28 protein-coding genes are annotated in these 20118 nt (G+C 34.7%); 3 read left to right on the top strand and 25 right to left on the bottom strand.

Going from position 1 to position 20118, the window contains the following annotated elements:
* Position 1: 1 nt before the first annotated feature.
* The 17 genes from rplR to rplC all read right to left on the bottom strand — a co-directional run bounded on the left by rplR (position 2) and on the right by rplC (position 7835).
* The gene (gene rplR / locus AC0NBN_RS06425; RefSeq protein ID WP_089745111.1) at positions 2–355 is read right to left on the bottom strand and encodes a 50S ribosomal protein L18; all 354 of its coding nucleotides are present in this window, start codon (positions 353–355) and stop codon (positions 2–4) included.
* Between the two features lie 14 nt (positions 356–369).
* Positions 370–915 (bottom strand): 50S ribosomal protein L6, encoded by a 546-nt coding sequence (gene rplF / locus AC0NBN_RS06420; RefSeq protein ID WP_143884924.1) that lies wholly within the window; start codon positions 913–915, stop codon positions 370–372.
* A 17-nt stretch (positions 916–932) separates the two neighbouring features.
* Complete coding sequence (rpsH, locus tag AC0NBN_RS06415; protein WP_089745113.1) at positions 933–1331, bottom strand: 30S ribosomal protein S8; 399 nt, start codon at positions 1329–1331, stop codon at positions 933–935.
* 145 nt (positions 1332–1476) lie between these two features.
* The gene (rpsN, locus tag AC0NBN_RS06410) at positions 1477–1746 is read right to left on the bottom strand and encodes a 30S ribosomal protein S14 (protein ID WP_027383308.1); all 270 of its coding nucleotides are present in this window, start codon (positions 1744–1746) and stop codon (positions 1477–1479) included.
* A gap of 3 nt (positions 1747–1749) precedes the next feature.
* The gene (rplE, locus tag AC0NBN_RS06405; RefSeq protein ID WP_143884925.1) at positions 1750–2301 is read right to left on the bottom strand and encodes a 50S ribosomal protein L5; all 552 of its coding nucleotides are present in this window, start codon (positions 2299–2301) and stop codon (positions 1750–1752) included.
* Between the two features lie 13 nt (positions 2302–2314).
* Positions 2315–2641, bottom strand: coding sequence for a 50S ribosomal protein L24 (gene rplX / locus AC0NBN_RS06400; RefSeq protein WP_089745115.1), 327 nt, complete (start codon positions 2639–2641; stop codon positions 2315–2317).
* Positions 2642–2659: 18 nt separating this feature from the next.
* Positions 2660–3028 carry a 50S ribosomal protein L14 gene (rplN, locus tag AC0NBN_RS06395; RefSeq protein WP_007839504.1) on the bottom strand — a complete coding sequence of 123 codons (369 nt, stop codon included), beginning with the start codon at positions 3026–3028 and terminating at the stop codon, positions 2660–2662.
* 2 nt (positions 3029–3030) lie between these two features.
* Entirely contained in the window at positions 3031–3285 is a 255-nt protein-coding gene (rpsQ, locus tag AC0NBN_RS06390) for a 30S ribosomal protein S17 (protein ID WP_029297775.1), read from the bottom strand.
* 12 nt (positions 3286–3297) lie between these two features.
* Entirely contained in the window at positions 3298–3483 is a 186-nt protein-coding gene (gene rpmC / locus AC0NBN_RS06385) for a 50S ribosomal protein L29 (RefSeq protein ID WP_089745117.1), read from the bottom strand.
* A 12-nt stretch (positions 3484–3495) separates the two neighbouring features.
* Positions 3496–3921, bottom strand: coding sequence for a 50S ribosomal protein L16 (gene rplP / locus AC0NBN_RS06380; RefSeq protein ID WP_089745118.1), 426 nt, complete (start codon positions 3919–3921; stop codon positions 3496–3498).
* Positions 3922–4025: 104 nt separating this feature from the next.
* Positions 4026–4760, bottom strand: coding sequence for a 30S ribosomal protein S3 (rpsC, locus tag AC0NBN_RS06375; protein WP_089745119.1), 735 nt, complete (start codon positions 4758–4760; stop codon positions 4026–4028).
* Positions 4761–4768: 8 nt separating this feature from the next.
* Positions 4769–5167 carry a 50S ribosomal protein L22 gene (rplV, locus tag AC0NBN_RS06370; protein WP_089745120.1) on the bottom strand — a complete coding sequence of 133 codons (399 nt, stop codon included), beginning with the start codon at positions 5165–5167 and terminating at the stop codon, positions 4769–4771.
* Between the two features lie 2 nt (positions 5168–5169).
* Complete coding sequence (gene rpsS / locus AC0NBN_RS06365; protein WP_002983209.1) at positions 5170–5448, bottom strand: 30S ribosomal protein S19; 279 nt, start codon at positions 5446–5448, stop codon at positions 5170–5172.
* Between the two features lie 2 nt (positions 5449–5450).
* A complete protein-coding gene (rplB, locus tag AC0NBN_RS06360; RefSeq protein ID WP_072953574.1) occupies positions 5451–6272 on the bottom strand; it encodes a 50S ribosomal protein L2 in 822 nt (273 codons plus the stop codon).
* Positions 6273–6294: 22 nt separating this feature from the next.
* Positions 6295–6585, bottom strand: a complete 291-nt coding sequence (gene rplW / locus AC0NBN_RS06355) for a 50S ribosomal protein L23 (protein ID WP_089754637.1) — start codon at positions 6583–6585, stop codon at positions 6295–6297.
* 3 nt (positions 6586–6588) lie between these two features.
* Entirely contained in the window at positions 6589–7218 is a 630-nt protein-coding gene (rplD, locus tag AC0NBN_RS06350; protein WP_143884927.1) for a 50S ribosomal protein L4, read from the bottom strand.
* Positions 7209–7835, bottom strand: a complete 627-nt coding sequence (rplC, locus tag AC0NBN_RS06345; RefSeq protein ID WP_042720943.1) for a 50S ribosomal protein L3 — start codon at positions 7833–7835, stop codon at positions 7209–7211. The genes rplD and rplC overlap by 10 nt, the downstream gene beginning before the upstream one ends.
* Positions 7836–8081: 246 nt before the next feature.
* Here rplC and AC0NBN_RS06340 point away from each other — a divergent pair, with 246 nt between their 5' ends.
* Together AC0NBN_RS06340 and AC0NBN_RS06335 are read left to right on the top strand one after the other, a co-directional pair.
* Positions 8082–9053, top strand: a complete 972-nt coding sequence (locus AC0NBN_RS06340) for a hypothetical protein (RefSeq protein WP_160813158.1) — start codon at positions 8082–8084, stop codon at positions 9051–9053.
* A 132-nt stretch (positions 9054–9185) separates the two neighbouring features.
* A complete protein-coding gene (locus AC0NBN_RS06335; RefSeq protein ID WP_160813159.1) occupies positions 9186–11894 on the top strand; it encodes a hypothetical protein in 2709 nt (902 codons plus the stop codon).
* Between the two features lie 27 nt (positions 11895–11921).
* On the opposite strand, the gene AC0NBN_RS06330 is transcribed toward AC0NBN_RS06335, so the two are convergent.
* The 8 genes from AC0NBN_RS06330 to AC0NBN_RS06295 form a co-directional block, all read right to left on the bottom strand.
* On the bottom strand, positions 11922–12422 hold the full coding sequence (locus tag AC0NBN_RS06330) for a low affinity iron permease family protein (protein ID WP_160813160.1): 501 nt from the start codon (positions 12420–12422) through the stop codon (positions 11922–11924).
* A gap of 55 nt (positions 12423–12477) precedes the next feature.
* Complete coding sequence (locus tag AC0NBN_RS06325; protein ID WP_160813161.1) at positions 12478–13311, bottom strand: GLPGLI family protein; 834 nt, start codon at positions 13309–13311, stop codon at positions 12478–12480.
* Positions 13312–13411: 100 nt separating this feature from the next.
* Positions 13412–14233, bottom strand: coding sequence for a GLPGLI family protein (locus tag AC0NBN_RS06320; RefSeq protein ID WP_160813162.1), 822 nt, complete (start codon positions 14231–14233; stop codon positions 13412–13414).
* Between the two features lie 110 nt (positions 14234–14343).
* Entirely contained in the window at positions 14344–14649 is a 306-nt protein-coding gene (gene rpsJ / locus AC0NBN_RS06315; RefSeq protein WP_002661363.1) for a 30S ribosomal protein S10, read from the bottom strand.
* Between the two features lie 18 nt (positions 14650–14667).
* Positions 14668–16785: an elongation factor G gene (fusA, locus tag AC0NBN_RS06310; protein WP_144283676.1), complete on the bottom strand. Its 2118-nt coding sequence runs from the start codon at positions 16783–16785 to the stop codon at positions 14668–14670.
* Between the two features lie 6 nt (positions 16786–16791).
* Positions 16792–17268, bottom strand: a complete 477-nt coding sequence (gene rpsG, locus AC0NBN_RS06305; protein ID WP_042722989.1) for a 30S ribosomal protein S7 — start codon at positions 17266–17268, stop codon at positions 16792–16794.
* A 23-nt stretch (positions 17269–17291) separates the two neighbouring features.
* Positions 17292–17705, bottom strand: coding sequence for a 30S ribosomal protein S12 (gene rpsL, locus AC0NBN_RS06300; protein WP_002983146.1), 414 nt, complete (start codon positions 17703–17705; stop codon positions 17292–17294).
* 109 nt (positions 17706–17814) lie between these two features.
* Positions 17815–19392, bottom strand: coding sequence for a glycosyltransferase family protein (locus AC0NBN_RS06295; protein ID WP_160813163.1), 1578 nt, complete (start codon positions 19390–19392; stop codon positions 17815–17817).
* A 182-nt stretch (positions 19393–19574) separates the two neighbouring features.
* On the opposite strand from AC0NBN_RS06295, the gene AC0NBN_RS06290 reads away from it, so the two are divergent.
* On the top strand, positions 19575–20051 hold the full coding sequence (locus tag AC0NBN_RS06290; protein ID WP_160813164.1) for a Dps family protein: 477 nt from the start codon (positions 19575–19577) through the stop codon (positions 20049–20051).
* The last annotated feature ends 67 nt before the right edge of the window (positions 20052–20118 follow it).

The raw sequence follows: 20118 nt of genomic DNA, 5'->3' as shown, positions 1-20118 counted from the left end.
ATTAGAATTTAAGTCCACCTTCTCTCGCACCGTCAGCAAGAGCTTTCACTCTACCATGGTAAACGAATCCGTTTCTATCAAATACAATATTTTCAATTCCTGCAGCAAGAGCTTTAGCAGCAATTGCCTTTCCTACAGCCGCAGAAACTTCAGTTTTTGTTCCGTTAGCATCTACTCCTTTCTCTCTTGAAGAAGCAGAAACTAAAGTTTTACCGTCTTTATCGTTGATTAACTGAGCGTAAATTTCTTTATTACTTTTATATACAGATAATCTTGGCAATTCAGAAGATCCTGAGATTTTTCCTCTTACTCTTCTTTTTATTCTTATTCTTTTTTCTAACTTACTTAGTGCCATTTTCTTAAATTTTATTAAGCAGATTTACCAGCTTTACGTCTAACATTTTCACCAACGAATCTCACACCTTTTCCTTTGTACGGCTCAGGCTTTCTGAATGAACGGATTTTTGCAGCCACCATTCCAAGAAGTTGCTTATCGTAAGACGTTAAAGTAATAATTGGGTTTTTACCTTTTTCAGTCAATGTATCAACTTTCACTTCGCTTGGAAGCTCTAATACGATACCGTGAGAGAAACCTAAAGCCAACTCAAGTTTTTGACCTGAGTGAGAAGCTCTGTAACCTACTCCCACTAATTCTAGTTTCTTTTCGAAACCTTCAGATACACCAACAATCATATTGTTGATTAACGCTCGGTATAAACCGTGAAGCGCTCTGTGTTGTTTAGCATCAGATGGTCTGTTAACTGTAAGTTCTCCATCTTTCTGCTCTAAAGTAATTCCCTCTGTAAGCTCCTGAGAAAGTTCTCCTTTAGAACCTTTTACCGTTACTACACCTTCTTTCTCAGTGATGGTAACACCAGCGGGAATTGTTATAATTGCTTTACCAATTCTTGACATTTTCCTTTGATTAAAAATTAATAAACATAGCAGATTACTTCACCGCCTACTTTTTCTTCTCTAGCTTTCTTGTCAGTCATTACTCCTTTGGAAGTAGAGATGATAGAAATACCCAAACCGTTCAATACTCTTGGAAGTTCCGCAGAACCTTTGTACTGTCTTAAACCTGGTCTAGAAGCTCTTTGAATAGACTTGATAGCCGGTTTGTTGGTTTGCTTGTCGTACTTTAAAGCGATTTTGATCGTTCCCTGAACAGCGTTATCCTCAAACTTGTAGTTTAAGATATACCCCTGATCAAATAAGATCTTAGTAATCTCCTTTTTGATTTTCGATGCAGGAATTTCCACCACTTTGTGGCCTGCGCTTTGTGCGTTCCTTACTCTTGTTAGGAAATCTGAAATTGGATCTGTTACCATTTTTCTATTTTAAATTATTGGTTAAAGACAATCAGTATTGAAAGGACTTGAAGATAAAATATCAGACTTCAGAAAACTTAGGTCTGATATTTTTATTCTTTAGTATCCAGACAACTTAATTGCCCCGATTTTTAATTAGTAATTATTACCAACTGGCTTTTTTAACTCCCGGGATAAGACCGTTGTTTGCCATTTCTCTGAAAGTTACTCTGGAAATTCCGAACGTTCTCATATATCCTCTTGGTCTTCCTGTCAATTTACATCTGTTGTGTAATCTTACAGGAGAAGCGTTTTTAGGCAACTTCTGAAGAGCTTCATAATCACCTGCTTCTTTCAAAGCTTTTCTTTTTTCAGCGTATTTAGCTACTGTAGCTTCTCTTTTGCGCTCACGCGCTTTCATTGATTCTTTTGCCATTTCTTAGTTCTTTTTGAATGGTAAACCGAAGTGAGTTAATAATGCTTTAGCTTCTTTATCTGTCTTCGCAGTTGTAACAAAAGTAATGTCCATCCCTTGGATTTTCTTTACTTTATCAATTACGATTTCAGGGAAGATAATTTGCTCAGTAATACCTAAGTTATAATTACCTCTACCATCGAAACCTTCAGCCTTGATTCCAGAGAAATCTCTGATACGTGGCAAAGCAGAAGAAGTCAATCTGTCTAAGAATTCGTACATTTTGTTTGCTCTAAGAGTTACCTTAGCACCTACAGGCATACCTTTTCTTAATTTGAAAGCAGCTTCATCTTTCTTAGAGATCGTACCAACAGCCTTTTGACCAGTGATATTCGTTAATTCTTCAACAGCATAATCGATGATTTTTTTATCAGCAGTAGCGTCTCCTAGACCTTGAGATAAGATAATTTTCTCAAGTTTTGGTACCTGCATTACTGATTTGTATCCGAATTCTTCCATCATTGCAGGAACAATCGTTTCTTTATATGCTTTTTTGGGTCTTGCTATATATTCCATGTGTTATTTAAAATTATAAAGTTTCACCCGTTTTCTTGTTGATTCTTACTTTCTTATCTCCTTCGATTTTGTAACCTACTTTGATAGCTTTTCCGTCTTTACCAACTAAAGCTACGTTTGAGATATGAATAGAAGCTTCCTTCTCAGTGATTCCTCCTTGAGGATTAGAAGCTGAAGGCTTAACGTGTTTTTTAACGATATTAAGTCCTGCAACGATAACTCTAGGGTCTCTTCCTTCTTTTTTGATCACTTCAATAACTTCACCAGTTTTACCCTTGATCTCTTTTTTACCAGTGGTAATGATTACGTTATCTCCTCTTTTTATTTTTAACTTTGACATTTTTTAAAATTTTAAATATTAAAGTACTTCAGGAGCTAATGAAATGATTTTCATATATTCTTTGTCTCTCAACTCACGGGCAACCGGTCCGAAAACACGAGTTCCTCTCATTTCTCCCGCTGCGTTTAGCAATACACAAGCATTGTCTTCGAATTTGATGTACGAACCATCTTTTCTTCTTACAGCTTTTTTAGTTCTTACTACTACAGCTTTAGATACCTGACCTTTTTTAGCGTTTCCTGATGGTGTAGAATCTTTGATAGTAACAACGATTTTATCACCAACTGAAGCATATCTTCTTCTGGTTCCTCCCAGAACTCTGATAACCAATACTTCTTTAGCACCTGTGTTATCAGCAACTTTTAATCTTGATTCTGTTTGTAACATTATTACTTAGCTTTTTCAATGATTCTTACTAATCTCCATCTCTTGTTCTTGCTCAAAGGTCTAGTTTCCTGGATCAAAACTGTATCTCCTTCTGCGCATTCGTTGTTTTCGTCGTGTGCAGTATATTTTTTCGTTTTCAAAACGAATTTACCGTACATCGGGTGTTTTACTCTCGTAGTTTCGCTAACAACAATAGTTTTTTCCATTTTATTGCTGGAAACCACTCCGATTCTTTCTTTTCTTAAATTTCTATCCATTGTAAAATGAAATTATTGTTTGTTAGTTAACTCAGTGTTTAATCTTGCGATTGTTTTTCTCAAATCTCTGATTTGAATCGGGTTCTCAAGCGGACTGATTTTGTGAGCCAATTTCATTTTTGTGAATTCAGCTTTAGCTTCAGCCAGTTTATTTTGAAGATCTCCCGCGCTTAGATTTTTAATTTCAGCTTTTTTCATTGTATTCAGAGATTAAAGAGGTTTAACAAAATCGTTAGCAACTACAAATTTGGTCACTACAGGTAATTTTTGTGCAGCAAGTCTAAGAGCTTCTTTCGCTACTTCGTAAGGAACTCCGCCTACTTCAAACATAATTTTACCAGGTTTTACTACAGCTACCCAATATTCCACAGCACCTTTACCTTTACCCATACGTACTTCCGCAGGTTTTTTAGTAATTGGCTTATCCGGGAAGATTTTGATCCATAGCTGACCTTCTCTCTTCATATATCTTGTCGCAGCGATACGCGCAGCTTCAATTTGTCTTGCAGTGATCCAAGCACCTTCTGTTGCTTTGATTCCGAAAGTTCCATAAGCAAGTTGATTACCTCTTTGGGCATTCCCCTTCATTTTCATCTTATGAACTCTACGGAATTTGGTTCTTTTTGGTTGTAACATAATTTAATAAGATGTTAGATGTTAGATGTTAGATGTTAGATAAAATTTAAATCAGTTCTTGTAACGGAAGATCTAATTTCTAATTCCTATCTTCTAACTTCTAATTAATTATTTTTTTTATCTCTTGAAGGTCTTCTGTTTTCTCTATCTCCTCTGTTTCCACCTCCTGAAGGCCCTTTCTTTTGTTGTCCCACTAATGGAGAAAGTTCTCTTTTACCATAAACTTCTCCTTTCATGATCCAAACTTTAACTCCCAACTTACCGTACTGAGTCAATGCCTCACCGATATGGTAATCAATATCTGCTCTGAAAGTTGATAATGGAATTCTTCCGTCTTTGAAAGACTCAGATCTTGCCATTTCAGCTCCGTTTAATCTACCAGAGATCTGAACTTTAATACCTTCAGCACCCATTCTCATCGTAGAAGCGATTGCCATCTTCACAGCTCTTCTGTAAGAGATTCTGTTTTCGATTTGTTTAGCAATGCTGTCAGCAACTAATACTGCATCAAGCTCAGGTCTTTTGATTTCAAAGATGTTGATCTGAATATCCTTTTTAGTCAATTTTTTCAACTCTTCTTTCAATTTATCAACTTCCTGACCTCCTTTACCGATGATTAATCCCGGTCTTGCAGTAGTGATCGTTACGGTTACTAATTTTAATGTTCTTTCAATATAAATTCTTGAAATCCCACCTTTAGATAATCTTGCTTCAAGGTATCTTCTGATTTTGTAGTCTTCCGCGATTCTGTCTCCATAATCGTTTCCGCCAAACCAGTTAGAATCCCATCCTCTGATGATACCTAATCTGTTACCAATTGGATTTGTCTTCTGTCCCATACCTTGAATTAATTTTCTTTATTACCTAAGATTAATGTAACGTGGTTTGATCTTTTTCTGATTCTGTACCCTCTACCTTGTGGAGCTGGTCTCAGTCTCTTCAATTGTCTTGCACTGTCCACGAATATTTCTTTCACGATTAGGTTTGCTTCCTCAATGTCAGCTCCTTCGTTTTTCACCTGCCAGTTTGCCATAGCAGAAAGAAGTAATTTCTCCAATTTGTTAGAGGCTTCTTTTTTAGAATATTTTAGGATGTAAAGTGCTTTATCAACCTGCTCTCCTCTGATGATATCCGCTACTAATCTCATTTTTCTCGGAGAAGACGGGCAGTTGTTTAATGAAGCTTTAACAACGTCTTTGTTAGCTTCTTTTCTTGCGATTGCGCTATCTTGTTTTCTAGATCCCATGATTATCTACTTCCTTTGTTTTTGTTACCACCATGACCTCTGAAAGATCTTGTTGGAGAAAATTCGCCTAACTTGTGACCCACCATGTTTTCTGTAACATAAACAGGGATAAAAGATTTCCCGTTGTGTACAGCAATAGTTTGTCCTACAAAGTCCGGAGAGATCATAGACGCTCTAGACCAAGTTTTGATAACTGTCTTCTTACCAGACTCTATATTTGCCTGAACCTTCTTATCTAAAGTATGATGAATGAATGGTCCTTTTTTAAGTGATCTTGCCATAATTATTTTCTTTTAGATACGATGTAACGGTTAGACACTTTATTTTTCTTTCTAGTTTTGTAACCTTTAGATGGCTTACCGTTTCTAGATCTTGGGTGACCTCCGGAAGAACGTCCTTCACCACCACCCATCGGGTGATCTACAGGGTTCATTACTACCGCTCTTGTTCTTGGTCTTCTACCTAACCATCTGCTTCTACCAGCTTTACCTGATACCGTTAATTGGTGATCAGAGTTAGAAACCGAACCAATCATTGCCATACATTCAGTAAGGATCATTCTGGATTCTCCTGAAGGCAATTTGATGATTGCATATTTTCCGTCTCTTGAAGTCAATTGAGCTGAAGAACCAGCACTTCTTGCTAAAATAGCACCTTGTCCAGGCTTCATTTCAACACAAGAAATCACAGTACCCAATGGAATATTTTTCAATTTCATTGCGTTACCTACATTTGGTTCTACGCTTTCACCTGAAACTACTTTCTGATCTACTTTGATACCGTTCGGAGCGATGATATATCTCTTCTCTCCGTCTGCGTATTCTAATAAAGCGATAAATGCAGTTCTGTTTGGATCGTATTCTACAGATTTTACAGTTGCTTCAACGTTTGCTTTGTTTCTTTTGAAGTCAATAATTCTGTATTTCTTTTTGTGTCCACCTCCGGTGTAACGCATGGTCATTTTACCTGTTTGGTTACGTCCACCTGACTTTTTAATACCAACTGTAAGAGATTTCTCTGGTTTGTTGGTAGTAATTTCCTCAAAATTGTTTACAATTCTGAATCTCTGTCCCGGGGTGATAGGTTTTAATTTTCTAACAGACATTACTATTATTTATAATTAATAATTAATTTACAGCAAAAATATCGATAACCTCACCTTCAGCAAGTTTGATTACCGCTTTTTTCAATTTGTTTGTCTTTCCTACTTGAAGACCTTTTTTAGTGTATTTTGAAGAAACCTTCGGAGCATAAATCATTGTATTAACGTCTGCTACTTTTACACCGTAAGCCGCTTCTACAGCCTTTTTGATCTGGATTTTATTCGCCTTAGTATCTACCAAGAAAGAATAAGAACCTCTTAAATCTGTAAGGTAATTAGCCTTTTCTGAAATAACTGGTTTAATAATAACTGACATGATTTATTTCTTTAAATTTTCCTGGAATTTTTCAACTGCACCTTCAAAGAATACAATCTCACCTGCATTGATCAAATCGTAAGAACTAACTTCATTGAAGTTCATTACTTTAGTTTTAGGTAAGTTTCTTGAAGATAAATATACATTCTTGTTAGCTTCAGGAAGAATGAATAAAGATTTTTTACCGTTTAGTGTCAATGCATCTAATAAAGTAATGAAATCTTTAGTCTTAGGAGCATTTAAGCTCATATCTTCTAAAACTTTAATGCTGTTATCTCTCATTTTCTGAGATAAAACAGATTTTTTAGCCAATCTCTTAAGAGCTTTGTTCAATTTGAATCTGTAATCTCTTGGTTTTGGCCCAAATACTCTACCCCCACCTCTGAAAGTTGGAGATTTAATATCACCATATCTAGCAGAACCAGATCCTTTTTGCTTCTTAAGTTTTTTGGTAGAAGCAGTAATTTCGCTTCTTTCTTTTGCTTTATGAGTTCCTTGTCTTTGTGCAGCAAGGTACTGTTTAACCTCTAAGTAAACCGCGTGCTGATTTGGCTCAATTCCGAATACTGATTCGTCAAGAGTTACTTTTCTTCCGGTCTCTTTTCCTGATGTATTTAATACTACTAGTTCCATTTTCTGATAATTACATAAGAATTTTTAGCTCCCGGAACAGCACCTTTTACTACTAAAAGATTTTGTTCTTGATCCACTTTTAACACCTGAAGGTTTTGTACAGTTACCTGCTTACCTCCCATTCTTCCAGCCATTCTCATCCCTTTGAATACTCTTGAAGGGTCTGAACCAGCACCGATAGAACCTGGAGCTCTAAGTCTGTTGTGCTGACCATGAGTTGCCTGCATTACACCTCCAAATCCGTGTCTTTTAACAACACCCTGAAAGCCTTTACCTTTTGAAGTACCTGTTACGTCTACGAATTCTCCTTCGTTGAACAAGTCTACCTTTACTTCTTCTCCTACTTTTACTTCGTCTACGAACTCTCTGTAGAATTCTACCAACTTAGCCTTAGGAGCTGAACCAGCCTTTTTGAAATGACCAGCTAACGCTTTACCAACGTTCTTCTCACTCTTGTCATCGAAACCTAACTGAACTGACTTATAACCGTCTTTTTCAATGGTTCTGACCTGTAAAACCGAGCACGGACCAGCCTGAATAACTGTACAAGGAATGTTTTTCCCTTCTTCGTTAAACAAAGATGTCATACCGATTTTTTTACCAATAATACCTGACATTATTTATATAATATGTTATAAAATTTTCTTGTATCTGTTCTCATTTTTCGAGTTCTCAAGTAATTACTAAGTCTGAATTAGGCATACTCCTCCCCTAAAATGAGTGTGCAAATTTATGAATAATTTTTAATCTGACAAATATTTGAGCTAAAATATTTTGATTTATAGAAAGTTAAACGATTTTAGATCTTATTTGGAAAAAAATGATGACAGTATTTTGTAAATTTAAAACCTGAAAGTAAACTCATGAAAAAACACATCACCTGTCTTTTGCTGTTTCTATTTATCTCCTGCTCAAAAAAACCAAACCATCCCTATACTTTTTATTACTGGAAAACAAATCTCAGTCTGAATACTACCGAAAGAGAAAACTTAAGTAAAGCTGACATACCGCTTTTGTACACAAGGTTTTTTGATGTTGATAAGATTAATAATAAATTTGAGCCTGTAGCTGTTATTACTAAAGACAAAAGCTTTAAAGAACAAAAAAAAATTGTTCCGACGGTTTTTATCACCAATCGAAGTTTTATAAACATTGAAAAAGGTGAAATTACCTTTCTTGCAGAAAAAGTAAATGATTTAATAAAAAAGAAAATCGATGATTACAATCTCAAAGTCAATGATGAAATACAAATTGACTGCGACTGGACTTTGGGAACCAAAGACGATTATTTTGAATTCTTACAACAATTAAAAAAGATTTCGAAAAAACAAATTACCTGTACCTTACGCCTCCATCAGGTAAAAGATAAAGATCTCACAGGAATTCCACCGGTTGAAAAAGTATACTTAATGTGCTACTCTACTTCTTCACCTTTAGAACATTCAGATAAAAATTCTATTCTTGATTTGAATATTATGAAAAGCTATCTGGCTCAGCTTGAAAATTATCCCATAGAAAAAATTGATGTCGCGCTTCCCATTTATTCATGGGGAATTGTTACCAATCATTTGGGAAAACACAAACTCATTAATGCGCTTTCTACAAAGGATCTTGATCATGCAGGTTTCAAAAAAATCTCTGAAAATAAAATTGAAGTTATAAAAGACGGTTTTTATTTTGGACATTTTCTCAGCAAAGGTTTTACCGTAAAAGTGGAAGAAATTTCTGAAAAACACTTGGATGAAGCGATCCAGCTTTTAGATAAAAAAATCGGTGAATATAATATTATATATTATCAATTAGATGCTAAATTTGTGGAAGGACGAAATTTTTGAGCGAAACCGAATGATAGATTTAAAAGTTTAGTTTCACAAACAAAAAAATTGTAAATCCGGGCATAATTTTTTCACACTTACCAATGCTTGAATGCATTAAAAAAATAAGAACAATAAAAACACCTGAACAATATGAAAAAGTATATACTGAGCATTGCAGCTGCATCGCTATTCTATACAAGTACTGAAGCCTGCGCTTGGTCTGATCCTGATTATGATTACTTTAATCTTTTTACTCAAAGCATTATAAAAGACAAATCATATCTTCCTTTTTTACATAATTATTCATCAAGATTTTATACTGATTTCAAAGCATCACAGAATCCCAATGAAAATATAGAATCGTGGCGGAAATTTTTTGGTAATCAGCTAAGCTACCCGGAAACCGACTATCTTGTGAATACTCTAAGCATGAATGATCTGAATGCCTTAAAAAAAGGAACACCAAACAATAAGCTTTTAAATAAACTAGGAACAGGTTTTTATGCTAAATACAGAGAAGCCATAGATTATTTAATTGAAGCAAAGTATCTGGAACCTTACATGAGAATCAATTATGTAGAAGGAGCAGACTCATTTTACTACAGAGAAAATGAAAATGATAAAAATGCGACCCAGCTAGATTACAACAAAACAATTTCTGCGCTTACTTCTTTATATAATGCTGCAAAAAATCCTGAAATCAAACAACGTTACGGCTATCAGCTGGTAAGATTGAATCATTATACAAGAAATTACGACGCTGCGGTTAAGGCATTCCAAACTTACGTCCAGCCGATTAAACTAAAGGGCGCACCTTATTATATGGCACTTGATCAGCTTGCCGGAGCACAAAGAGGACTACAGTTATGGAATGAAGCAAACTGGAATTTCTTTCAGGTATTTATGAATTCTAAAAGCCGTAAAGAATCTTCTTTTGTTTCGATGAAACTTTCGGATTCTGCCTCTTTTAACAACATATTAAAAAGAGCCGGAACCAATGAAGAAAAAAATATGGCGTACTTTCTTTTAGGATACGAAGATTTTACCAATCCTATTCCGATGATGGAAAAGATGTACGAAATAGATCCTGATTCTGAAATTCTGAAAGTAATGGCAGCCAGAAGCATTAATGAATTAGAAAGAAATTATCTTCCAACTTATTACTATGCTTCAAAAAATTCTGATAAAACTTCAGATAAAAAAGATAGTACTAAAACAACGCCGAAGACTGAGATAAAGAAAAAAGAACTCAGTTTCTGGCAGAAAATTGTTCTTTTCTTTAAAAATCTCTTTGGTGGAAAAAAATCTGACAAAACAGAAGACAAATCAGCACAAAGTAATGATGAGCTCTTTGAAAATCCTTACAGAATTCCTACTTACATCAAAAATAACGCTTACTATTACGATCAGAATGAAAATCAAAAAGATTTTTTGGACGATCTGGAAAAATTCACCTCAAAAACCAAAGGAAAATCTAAAGATGAATATTGGCAGATTGCTGATGCTTATTTAAAATTTCTGAAAAAAGATTATCAGCAAAGCAGTGAAATTTTGGCAGAAATCAAAACTAATAACCCTGAATATCTTGAAGAAATCAAGCGAATGAAAGTCTTGAACGATATTGTTTCACAGCCTAAAATTGATGCAGAATATGAAGATCATTTAATGAAAAATTATGCGGAATATTTCATAGAAAAACCTATCGCAGAAAAAGACAGCACAGAGATTAACAGATATGAATATTACGGTAAAGTGCCCTCAACCGCTGAATTCCTGAAAGATGTTTTGGCAAACCGATATTTTCTTCAGGGTGAAGACGGCAAATCTTTCCTGATGAATAATACACTTTCCGACTTACAGTATAACCCAAATTCCAGTCTAGTGAAGAGCGTTGAGGCATTTTACAGAAAGCCTGATAAAACGGAATTTGAAAAGCAGATCATTGCTAAAAATCTTAATAATGTAGGAAATATCGAAGCCTTTTTTGTAAATATTTATGGCGACAGAGCAATGAAAATGGCAGATTTTGATAAGGCTAAAATGTATTATCAAAAAGCCCAAAAGTTTTCCGGAATCCCGAGAGACAGCTATCAACGATATAATCCAGAAACCGGAAACTATGAAAAGCTGATTTATAATGGTGAAACTTATGACGGCTTCAACAATATTCCGAATTTTGTTTTCGGACATAATGTTTGGGAAAGCTTTCAAAGTGCTGACGCGGAAAGTATGAAAGCAGAAGATTACGCAGCTTTTCCTTTCATTAAATCTAAAATGAACAAGCTTGAATTAGCAAATGCTCTGATTCAACTTAAAAAAATAGGGAACGGAAAAGATCTTAAAGCTTCCAAAGCAAATCAACTGATCGGAAATGTGTTGTACAATACGTCAATTCTTGGCTATTACCGACATCTTTTTGTAATGGATGTTGATAACAGCAATGGCGGCAAATACGATTTCTGGACAACAGAAAAAGAAACTCCATATCAGTATTATTACAAGAATTTTGCTTATACAACTTTTATTGAGCCTGATAATTTTGATCTAAGCCTGAATTATTATCAGAAAGCACTGAATCTCAGTAACGACAGAGAACAAAAAGCCAGAATTCTCTTTCAGATGGCAAGCGCAGAACAAGGCAAGTATTATCAGTACGAGACGAAACATCCTGGCAATATAGATTACGCTGATCCGAAATGGTCTGAAAAAAATGATGCCCATGAAAAGCAAATGGCTCAGCTTAAAAATCAAAAATACCGTAATTATTTTACCCAGTTGAAATCACAGTACTCAGATACTGAGACTGCGAAAGCACTGATGGGAAGCTGCAGCTACTTTGAGTATTTTATGAAAAGATAAGTTTATTGCCATAAGTAAAAAAAGGAATCAAATTGATTCCTTTTTGTTTTTCTGGGTTTGAAGCCATTGCTCGTGTTTTTCCCTGAAATATTCATGTTTTTTATCCTGATTTCTTTTTGCCTCATCAATAGAATGGGATGCGTGGATATCTGAATCTTCTTCAGCAAAATCTGCCAGTTTTTCGTAATAACAATGCAATTGATCCAACTCTTTTTCGGTAAGATCTTCAATATCTACAATTCTGTTACTGGCTTTTTCATTCGCAGCAATCAGTTCATTCAGCTTAATCTGAATTGCTTTTGAATCTTTATTTTGAGATTTCTGAATGAGGAAAACCATTAAAAAAGTAATGATTGTGGTTCCCGTGTTAATAACCAATTGCCAGGTTTCAGAATATTTAAAAAACGGACCTGAAACAGCCCAGATTATCACGATGGAAACTGCTATAAGAAAAGCAAAAGAACTCCCGGTAAACTTTGTAGCCCAGTTCGCAAATTTTTCAAAGATTGATTTATCCGATTTTTTCATTTCCTTAATTTTAGAAGCAATTTAAGGAAAAACTTTATCAGAGTGAATAATGAATTTATTTTTTAGGATACACTATAGCCTTATTAAGCTCTATCGGATTATTATGCTTTCTTAAATGATCCTGCAGTTTATCAGAAAGTTCTTTAATCTGTTCCGGACTTTTTACTTCAATTCCCATCACCATAAAATGCGCAGTTGGATCTGTATTGTTTTTGTAATGTTCTTTAAACTCACGCAACGGATCATTAAAATTATCCATGATCATTTTGTTAAGTCGTGATTCCGGAATTTTAACCGGTTTTTGTCCTGCAAAATTTTCAATAATATTTCTGGTTTCATACGTTTTTGCTAATTGATAACTTTTAACTAAAGAGAATTTAAACTGGTCTTTATCATCAGATAATTCGAAGATCATTCCGGGCAAGCCACGAAACTTGTACGGTCCTTCACTTAAATTGATGTCTTTGTTAAACCATGCCGTCCAGTTTCTTCCGCCAAAATCAGTTGTTGCTTTTTGCAATTGGTAGTTGCCAGAAGCCTTGGTTTCATTAGTAAGTTTCCACTGTACCCGATCTTCAGTTTCAACAATAAACATATTCTGTAGATTAATGTAATTGTTGTTAATGTTCGTATTTCTTTTTCTTATCACAACAGGAGTATCATCCCAAATGATATGATTTCTGCCTTTTGTAATATTAGCAGAATCGGTTTTTACAAATTCGTAATTGTAAAATTTCACATCTGATGGATTAACATCCAAGACCATATTCGTCTTTCTATGTTCTAAATAAGTAGAATCAGTTTTATAATGGTACTCATAAATAAAACGGTGAGTTTGTGCAATCGCAGTCGCAGAGATAATTAAAAAAAGTAGAGCAAATATTCGCATAAGTTTTTATTTTTTACAAATTTATAAATAAAATAGAACCTTGCAATACATAATACTATTTTATATAAAAATCTTGTGACAATAATTATATTTAGTTCTATTAAGGATATTGTACTGCTTTATCAAGTTCAATAGGATTATTGTATTTGCGGATCAACTTTTGTTGTTCTTGAATCACTTGTTTATGGTTTTCACGTGTGACTTTTGTACCATCTTTCAGGAAAACACCTTCATAATCCTTCATATCCATCATTCCGTTTTTTAAGAAACTCAGCGGATCCTGATAATGAGAAATTTTGATTTTATAATATTTTTGCAGAGAAACCGGTGCCGCATTTTTCAGAAATATACCGAACATATCCTTATTCTGAACAATATCTAATTTATACGACCTAATCACTTTAAAAGAATAGTTATTTTGATCGTCTTTCAGTTCCAGAATCATTCCCGGCAAACCGGAAAATTTGTACGGTCCTTCCTGAAAAGGGATTTCAGTGGTAAACCACGCAGTCCACTTTCTTCCGCCCCAAAACGTCTCTGCTTTTTGCACATTGTATTGGTCAATCTGCTTTTTATCATTGAGAAGCTTCCAGTTTTGCTTATTTTCCGATGTAAGTTTGATCATATCATATTCTAACAATTCATATTCATCATAATTGCTGCTTCCGTTTTTATGAATGGTAATATTTGTTAAGCTCGGCATCGTTTTAAATTCAATAGGCAGATTGTTTTTCCGCAGAGAATCCAACACAAAATAATCTTTTCCATAATAGAAAATTTCTTCTGAACCAATATCTAAAAAATAAAATTCATTTGCGTGCAGATTCTCTGTTGAGTCCTTTTTAAAATTTACCTCATAAATAAAACGGTGATTTTGGGCAGAAAAAAATAATGGCAACAAAAGCAGAAGAAATTTATACATGAAATTGGTTTCAGTAAATATATCAATAATTTTGGAATTAAAGCTTACGATAACATAAAAAATCCCTCTTCTTGCGAAAAGGGATTATATAATCATGACAATTTAAATTATCACACTTTAATTTCTACGTCAACTCCTGAAGGAAGTTCTAATTTCATTAGAGCATCTACAGTTTTAGAAGAAGAAGAGTAAATATCCATCAATCTCTTGTGAGCTGATAACTGGAACTGCTCTCTTGCTTTCTTGTTTACGTGCGGAGATCTCAACACTGTGAAGATTCTCTTGTTTGTTGGCAATGGAATCGGTCCGTTTACAACAGCACCGGTAGCCTTTACCGTTTTTACGATTTTCTCTGCAGATTTATCTACTAAATTGTAATCGTAAGATTTAAGTTTTATTCTGATTCTTTGTGACATTTTAATCTAATTTAAATATTAACCTTTAGCCTTAGCGATTACGTCTTCAGCAACGTTAGAAGGAGCAGCTTCATATCTTTCAAATTCCATTGAAGATGTTGCTCTACCTGAAGATAAAGTTCTAAGAGAAGTTACATAACCAAACATTTCAGAAAGCGGAACGAAAGCTTTGATAACTTTAGCGTTATTTCTGTCATCCATACCGTTTACTGTACCTCTTCTTCTGTTAAGGTCACCTACGATATCACCCATATATTCCTCAGGAGTTACTACTTCCAGCTTCATGATCGGCTCCATGATTACTGCTTTAGCAGCTCTACCAGATTCTTTGAAACCTAATTTTGCAGCCAATTCGAAAGATAACTGATCTGAGTCAACCTGGTGGTAAGATCCGTCTTTTAAAACAATTTTCATTGCCTCAACTTCAAATCCAGCCAAAGGACCGTTCTTCATTGCTTCTCTGAATCCTTTTTCAACAGAAGGAATAAATTCTTTTGGAATGTTACCCCCTTTAATTTCGTTGATGAATTCAAGACCTGTTTTTCCTTCATCAGCAGGACCGATAGTAAATACAATATCTGCGAACTTACCTCTACCTCCAGATTGCTTTTTGTAAACTTCTCTGTGGTTAGCAGTTTGTGTAAGAGCTTCTTTGTATTCTACCTGTGGCTGACCTTGATTAACTTCAACTTTAAACTCTCTTCTCATACGGTCTACGATGATATCCAAGTGAAGCTCACCCATACCAGAGATAATAGTTTGTCCTGAAGCCTCATCAGTTTTAACTTGGAAGGTTGGATCTTCTTCAGCTAATTTAGCTAAAGCATTACCCATTTTATCCTGGTCAGCTTTAGTTTTAGGCTCAACAGCGATACCAATTACCGGATCTGGGAAGATCATTGATTCAAGAACGATTGGGTTCTTTTCATCAGATAATGTATCCCCTGTTTTAATATCTTTAAATCCTACAGCTGCACCGATATCTCCAGCTTCGATATACTCAACTGGATTTTGTTTGTTAGCGTGCATCTGATAGATTCTTGAGATTCTTTCTTTGTTTCCAGATCTTGTGTTTAGAACATAAGAACCAGCATCCAATCTTCCTGAATAAGCTCTGAAGAATGCTAATCTACCTACGAAAGGGTCAGTAGCAATTTTGAAAGCTAATGCAGAGAAAGGCTCATCAACAGATGGTTTTCTTTCGATTTCAGCATCAGTTCTTGGGTCTGTTCCTGCGATATTATCCTTATCTAACGGAGAAGGAAGATATTTACAAACAGCATCCAACATAAACTGTACTCCTTTATTCTTGAAAGAAGAACCACAAGTCATTGGAATGATAGAAAGATCAATAGTAGCTTTTCTTAATGCTTCGTTGATTTCCTCTTCAGAAATTGAATCTGGATCTTCGAAGAATTTCTCCATCAAAGTCTCATCGTAATCAGCTACAGCTTCTACTAATTTCTCTCTATATTCAAGAACTTCATCCTTCATATCTTCAGGAATCGGAACTACTTCATAAGTAGCACCTTGTCCTGCTTCATCCCAGATGATCGCTCTGTTTTTAATTAAGTCTACAACTCCTTTAAAATCTTCTTCAGCACCGATTGGCAAAACGATTGGAACTGCATTAGATCCTAACATTTCTTTTACTTGTTTTACAACGTTCAAGAAGTCAGCACCTTGACGGTCCATTTTGTTTACGAATCCCATTCTCGCAACTTTGTAGTTGTCAGCCAATCTCCAGTTGGTTTCAGACTGAGGCTCTACTCCGTCTACTGCAGAGAAAAGGAATACCAAACCATCCAATACTCTCAAAGATCTGTTTACTTCTACGGTGAAGTCAACGTGTCCCGGTGTATCAATAATGTTGAAGTGGTAAGGTTTTGTTTCAGGTAATTTCTTACCTTGATCTGTTGGGAAATTCCAGTTACAAGTAGTTGCAGCAGAAGTAATTGTAATACCTCTTTCTGCTTCCTGTTCCATCCAGTCCATTGTAGAAGCACCATCGTGAACCTCTCCAATTTTGTGGTTTACACCTGTATAGAATAAAATCCTTTCTGTAGTGGTAGTCTTACCTGCATCAATGTGAGCAGCAATACCGATATTTCTTGTAAATTTAAGATCTCTTCCCATTTCAGATTAGAATTTGAAGTGTGAGAAAGCTTTGTTAGCTTCCGCCATTTTGTGAGTATCAGATTTCTTTTTGAAAGCAGCACCTTCTTCTCTTGAAGCAGCTACAACTTCATTAGCCAATTTTAAAGCCATAGACTTATCATTTCTGGCTTTAGAATATTTGATCAACCATTTCATTGCCATAGAAATCTTTCTATCTGCTCTGATTGGCATAGGAATCTGGAAGTTAGCACCACCTACTCTTCTAGAACGTACTTCTACGTGAGGCATAACGTTAGTTAATGCATCTTTCCAGATTTCAAGGGCTGTTTTCTCAGTATCTCCTTTTTTAGTTTCTACGATATCCAATGCATCATAGAAAATTTTGAATGCGATTGACTTCTTACCGTCAAGCATTAAGTTATTAACGAATCTCGTTACCAATTGATCATTAAATTTCGGATCTGGTAACAACGGTCTTTTTTTCGCTTTTGTCTTTCTCATTGTTTCTGTACCTTATTTAATGATTATTTTTTCTTTCCTTTTGCTGGTGCAGCCGCAGCTTGTCCTGGTTTAGGTCTCTTAGCTCCATACTTAGATCTTCTCTGCGTTCTTCCATTTACACCTGCTGTGTCTAATGCACCTCTTACGATGTGGTAACGTACTCCCGGTAGGTCTTTCACCCTTCCGCCTCTAACCAATACTATCGAGTGCTCTTGAAGATTATGTCCTTCGCCCGGGATGTAGGCGTTGACTTCTTTACCGTTAGAAAGTCTTACCCTTGCAACTTTTCTTAGTGCAGAGTTAGGTTTCTTAGGAGTGGTAGTATATACTCTCGTACATACACCTCGTCTTTGTGGACAAGAATCAAGGGCAGCCGATTTGCTCTTCTTGGCAAGTGTGGCTCTTCCTTTTCTTACTAATTGTTGAATAGTAGGCATTTAATTGCTTTTTATTTTAGGGTGCAAAAATATGAATAATTTTTTAATCTACAAGCAGTTATACTAAATATTCTTTTTTTGTTAAAAATTAATTTTCAGGAATTTAAGATTAGTCAATCACTACAACTTTTACATTACTGTTCCAACTGAAATTTTTAATATTGCGCCTAAGCTGATCCACATTATCATCTACAGCATAAACAGAAACTGAGTCTTTTGCTACCATCACTCCATCTTGTATAGTAAGCACAGCAACCTTTTTCCATGTTTTAGGAACAAAACCGTTGAGCCATTCATCATAAATAATAGCGATTTCGTATTGATGATCTGATGTGTATTGAGTAAGAAACTTTTCAAAGTTTTTGTCTGCTTTTTTCTTATTTTCATTAAAATGTATTGTCTCTTTTGAGCCTAATCCGGCAGTATCCAACAAATGAATGTCTGTGTAATAGCTGATTGCACCAATATCATTAGCCACAACTTTAGAGGTATTATAATACGTATGCAGAAATTTTGCAGACTGCATCTGCTGTTCATAAATATTTTTACCGCCTTTATCAAGCATTCTGTGAGCGTATACAGTTTTATAGCATAAAAGCAAAACATTCATCAAAACTAATACAGACAAAATTTTTTCTCTTTTAATGTAAGCTTTGAAATCACAAAAAATACCACTTATCTTTGGAATTATAACCATTGAAAAACCGGTAAGAATATAAGCTTCATATCGGAAGCTGCCTTTAAGCTCTGCAAAAAGAGAATGACAAATCATTAACAGCGAGAAAACAATCAGCAGAAAATTAGTCTGAATTATATTATACATCTTCTTTTTGTAAATTTCTCTGCCAACAATGAAAATACTCATTAAAATGGGAAAGACACCAATTTTATAAAAACTGATATTCAACAGCAACTGATCCAGAAAAATAACTTTTAACTGATGGAGAAAGCCGTCTTCAAAATTGAATTTTGTGCCTTTTACAACAACAGAATTTGGAAAAAAATATCCATCCTGAAGATAATTAAAATAACAGAAAATAAGTATAGGAATAAAACCAGCCAATAACACAGCTAGTGATTCTTTCCATTTTTTAGCGAGGAGAAAAACAACTGAAAGAATAGCAAAATAAAACATACTCTCAAATCTTACCAATCCCATCAACATTAACGATAAATAGAAACCGGCAACAGCAGATTTTAAGCTGCTCATTCTGGAAAAACACCAGATATTTATAACAATCAGCAATACATGAAAGATATGCTCCATTCCGGATAGCAGCTGAACATGGAGAACAGAAAAAAAGAGTGTAAACAAAACAGACGACACAACAGGAATTACCGTATCAAAAACCGTCGAGAAATATTTAACCAAATAAATAACAATCCCAAAGCCGCAAAATATGTTAAAATATAAAGGCAGCAGGTCATTATCACCAAAAATCCTGATAAAAGCATTTATGATAAAAGTAAACAATGGTGATGATGAAGTAGATGAAAACTGATATTGTGTAATTCCCCAAACTTTGTGAAGAGCAAAATTCTTAGCCATTGCCAAATGAATATAGGCATCATCAATAAGATAAGTATAAGAGCCTTCTGTCTGCCTAACTGAATTGAAATAATATCCCAAACAAACCGCAGCAAAAAAAGAGATAACAAAAAATAAACTTTTATTCTTAAATACCATTATTTATATTCATTATAAAAATACCAAAGATAAGTATCATCAATCATGCAAACCTATTTTCGGCACAATATTTCCATGAATTTGATTACTGTAAAATATATTCAATTATAAAAGAGCGCAACCCTTAAAAAATACCACTTTTACAGAAAATTTAAATTTAAACCAATATATTATAAAGAAGTATGAAAAACGCATCATTTATCGGACTCAAAGAAGACGACTGCCAAAAAATTTCAGAGAAATTAAATATTTTATTAGCCAATTACTCCGTATTCTATCAAAATACAAGAGGCTCGCACTGGAACATCAAAGGTGAACAGTTTTTTACGCTTCACCCGAAATTTGAAGAACTGTACAATAATCTTGTCCTTAAAATTGATGAAATTGCTGAAAGAATATTAACATTAGGAGCTACTCCTGCACACAATTATTCTGATTATCTAGATGTTTCCACAATTAAAGAGAGCAAAGAAGTTACGGATGGAAATAAAAGCGTTGAAATCATTCTTAATTCATTTAAAGTAGTAATTGAACTTCAAAGAGAATTATTAGACATGAGCGAGAAAGCCGGAGATGAAGGAACCAATTCCCAAATGAGCGATTATATTACCGAACAGGAAAAAGAAGTTTGGATGTACAGTTCATTCTTAGGTAAATAATCATTAGACTTAAATATTTCAAAAATCGTCTTACATTTAGACGATTTTTATTTTTAAATAATTAAAT

It is taken from the genome of Chryseobacterium sp. L12 (assembly GCF_056133985.1).
Note: the sequence above shows the minus strand (reverse complement) of the source record. Positions and strands in the feature narration are given on the sequence as shown.

Bases quoted from the DNA above. Each gene is read 5' to 3' on its own strand.
- rplR (WP_089745111.1), bottom strand. From the start codon at position 355: ATGGCACTAAGTAAGTTAGAAAAAAGAATAAGAATAAAAAGAAGAGTA.
- rplF (WP_143884924.1), bottom strand. From the start codon at position 915: ATGTCAAGAATTGGTAAAGCAATTATAACAATTCCCGCTGGTGTTACC.
- rpsH (WP_089745113.1), bottom strand. From the start codon at position 1,331: ATGGTAACAGATCCAATTTCAGATTTCCTAACAAGAGTAAGGAACGCA.
- rpsN (WP_027383308.1), bottom strand. From the start codon at position 1,746: ATGGCAAAAGAATCAATGAAAGCGCGTGAGCGCAAAAGAGAAGCTACA.
- rplE (WP_143884925.1), bottom strand. From the start codon at position 2,301: ATGGAATATATAGCAAGACCCAAAAAAGCATATAAAGAAACGATTGTT.
- rplX (WP_089745115.1), bottom strand. From the start codon at position 2,641: ATGTCAAAGTTAAAAATAAAAAGAGGAGATAACGTAATCATTACCACT.
- rplN (WP_007839504.1), bottom strand. From the start codon at position 3,028: ATGTTACAAACAGAATCAAGATTAAAAGTTGCTGATAACACAGGTGCT.
- rpsQ (WP_029297775.1), bottom strand. From the start codon at position 3,285: ATGGATAGAAATTTAAGAAAAGAAAGAATCGGAGTGGTTTCCAGCAAT.
- rpmC (WP_089745117.1), bottom strand. From the start codon at position 3,483: ATGAAAAAAGCTGAAATTAAAAATCTAAGCGCGGGAGATCTTCAAAAT.
- rplP (WP_089745118.1), bottom strand. From the start codon at position 3,921: ATGTTACAACCAAAAAGAACCAAATTCCGTAGAGTTCATAAGATGAAA.
- rpsC (WP_089745119.1), bottom strand. From the start codon at position 4,760: ATGGGACAGAAGACAAATCCAATTGGTAACAGATTAGGTATCATCAGA.
- rplV (WP_089745120.1), bottom strand. From the start codon at position 5,167: ATGGGATCTAGAAAACAAGATAGCGCAATCGCAAGAAAAGAAGCTAAC.
- rpsS (WP_002983209.1), bottom strand. From the start codon at position 5,448: ATGGCAAGATCACTTAAAAAAGGACCATTCATTCATCATACTTTAGAT.
- rplB (WP_072953574.1), bottom strand. From the start codon at position 6,272: ATGTCTGTTAGAAAATTAAAACCTATCACCCCGGGACAGAGATTCAGA.
- rplW (WP_089754637.1), bottom strand. From the start codon at position 6,585: ATGTCAGTTATTATTAAACCAGTTATTTCAGAAAAGGCTAATTACCTT.
- rplD (WP_143884927.1), bottom strand. From the start codon at position 7,218: ATGGAACTAGTAGTATTAAATACATCAGGAAAAGAGACCGGAAGAAAA.
- rplC (WP_042720943.1), bottom strand. From the start codon at position 7,835: ATGTCAGGTATTATTGGTAAAAAAATCGGTATGACATCTTTGTTTAAC.
- AC0NBN_RS06340 (WP_160813158.1), top strand. From the start codon at position 8,082: ATGAAAAAACACATCACCTGTCTTTTGCTGTTTCTATTTATCTCCTGC.
- AC0NBN_RS06335 (WP_160813159.1), top strand. From the start codon at position 9,186: ATGAAAAAGTATATACTGAGCATTGCAGCTGCATCGCTATTCTATACA.
- AC0NBN_RS06330 (WP_160813160.1), bottom strand. From the start codon at position 12,422: ATGAAAAAATCGGATAAATCAATCTTTGAAAAATTTGCGAACTGGGCT.
- AC0NBN_RS06325 (WP_160813161.1), bottom strand. From the start codon at position 13,311: ATGCGAATATTTGCTCTACTTTTTTTAATTATCTCTGCGACTGCGATT.
- AC0NBN_RS06320 (WP_160813162.1), bottom strand. From the start codon at position 14,233: ATGTATAAATTTCTTCTGCTTTTGTTGCCATTATTTTTTTCTGCCCAA.
- rpsJ (WP_002661363.1), bottom strand. From the start codon at position 14,649: ATGTCACAAAGAATCAGAATAAAACTTAAATCTTACGATTACAATTTA.
- fusA (WP_144283676.1), bottom strand. From the start codon at position 16,785: ATGGGAAGAGATCTTAAATTTACAAGAAATATCGGTATTGCTGCTCAC.
- rpsG (WP_042722989.1), bottom strand. From the start codon at position 17,268: ATGAGAAAGACAAAAGCGAAAAAAAGACCGTTGTTACCAGATCCGAAA.
- rpsL (WP_002983146.1), bottom strand. From the start codon at position 17,705: ATGCCTACTATTCAACAATTAGTAAGAAAAGGAAGAGCCACACTTGCC.
- AC0NBN_RS06295 (WP_160813163.1), bottom strand. From the start codon at position 19,392: ATGGTATTTAAGAATAAAAGTTTATTTTTTGTTATCTCTTTTTTTGCT.
- AC0NBN_RS06290 (WP_160813164.1), top strand. From the start codon at position 19,575: ATGAAAAACGCATCATTTATCGGACTCAAAGAAGACGACTGCCAAAAA.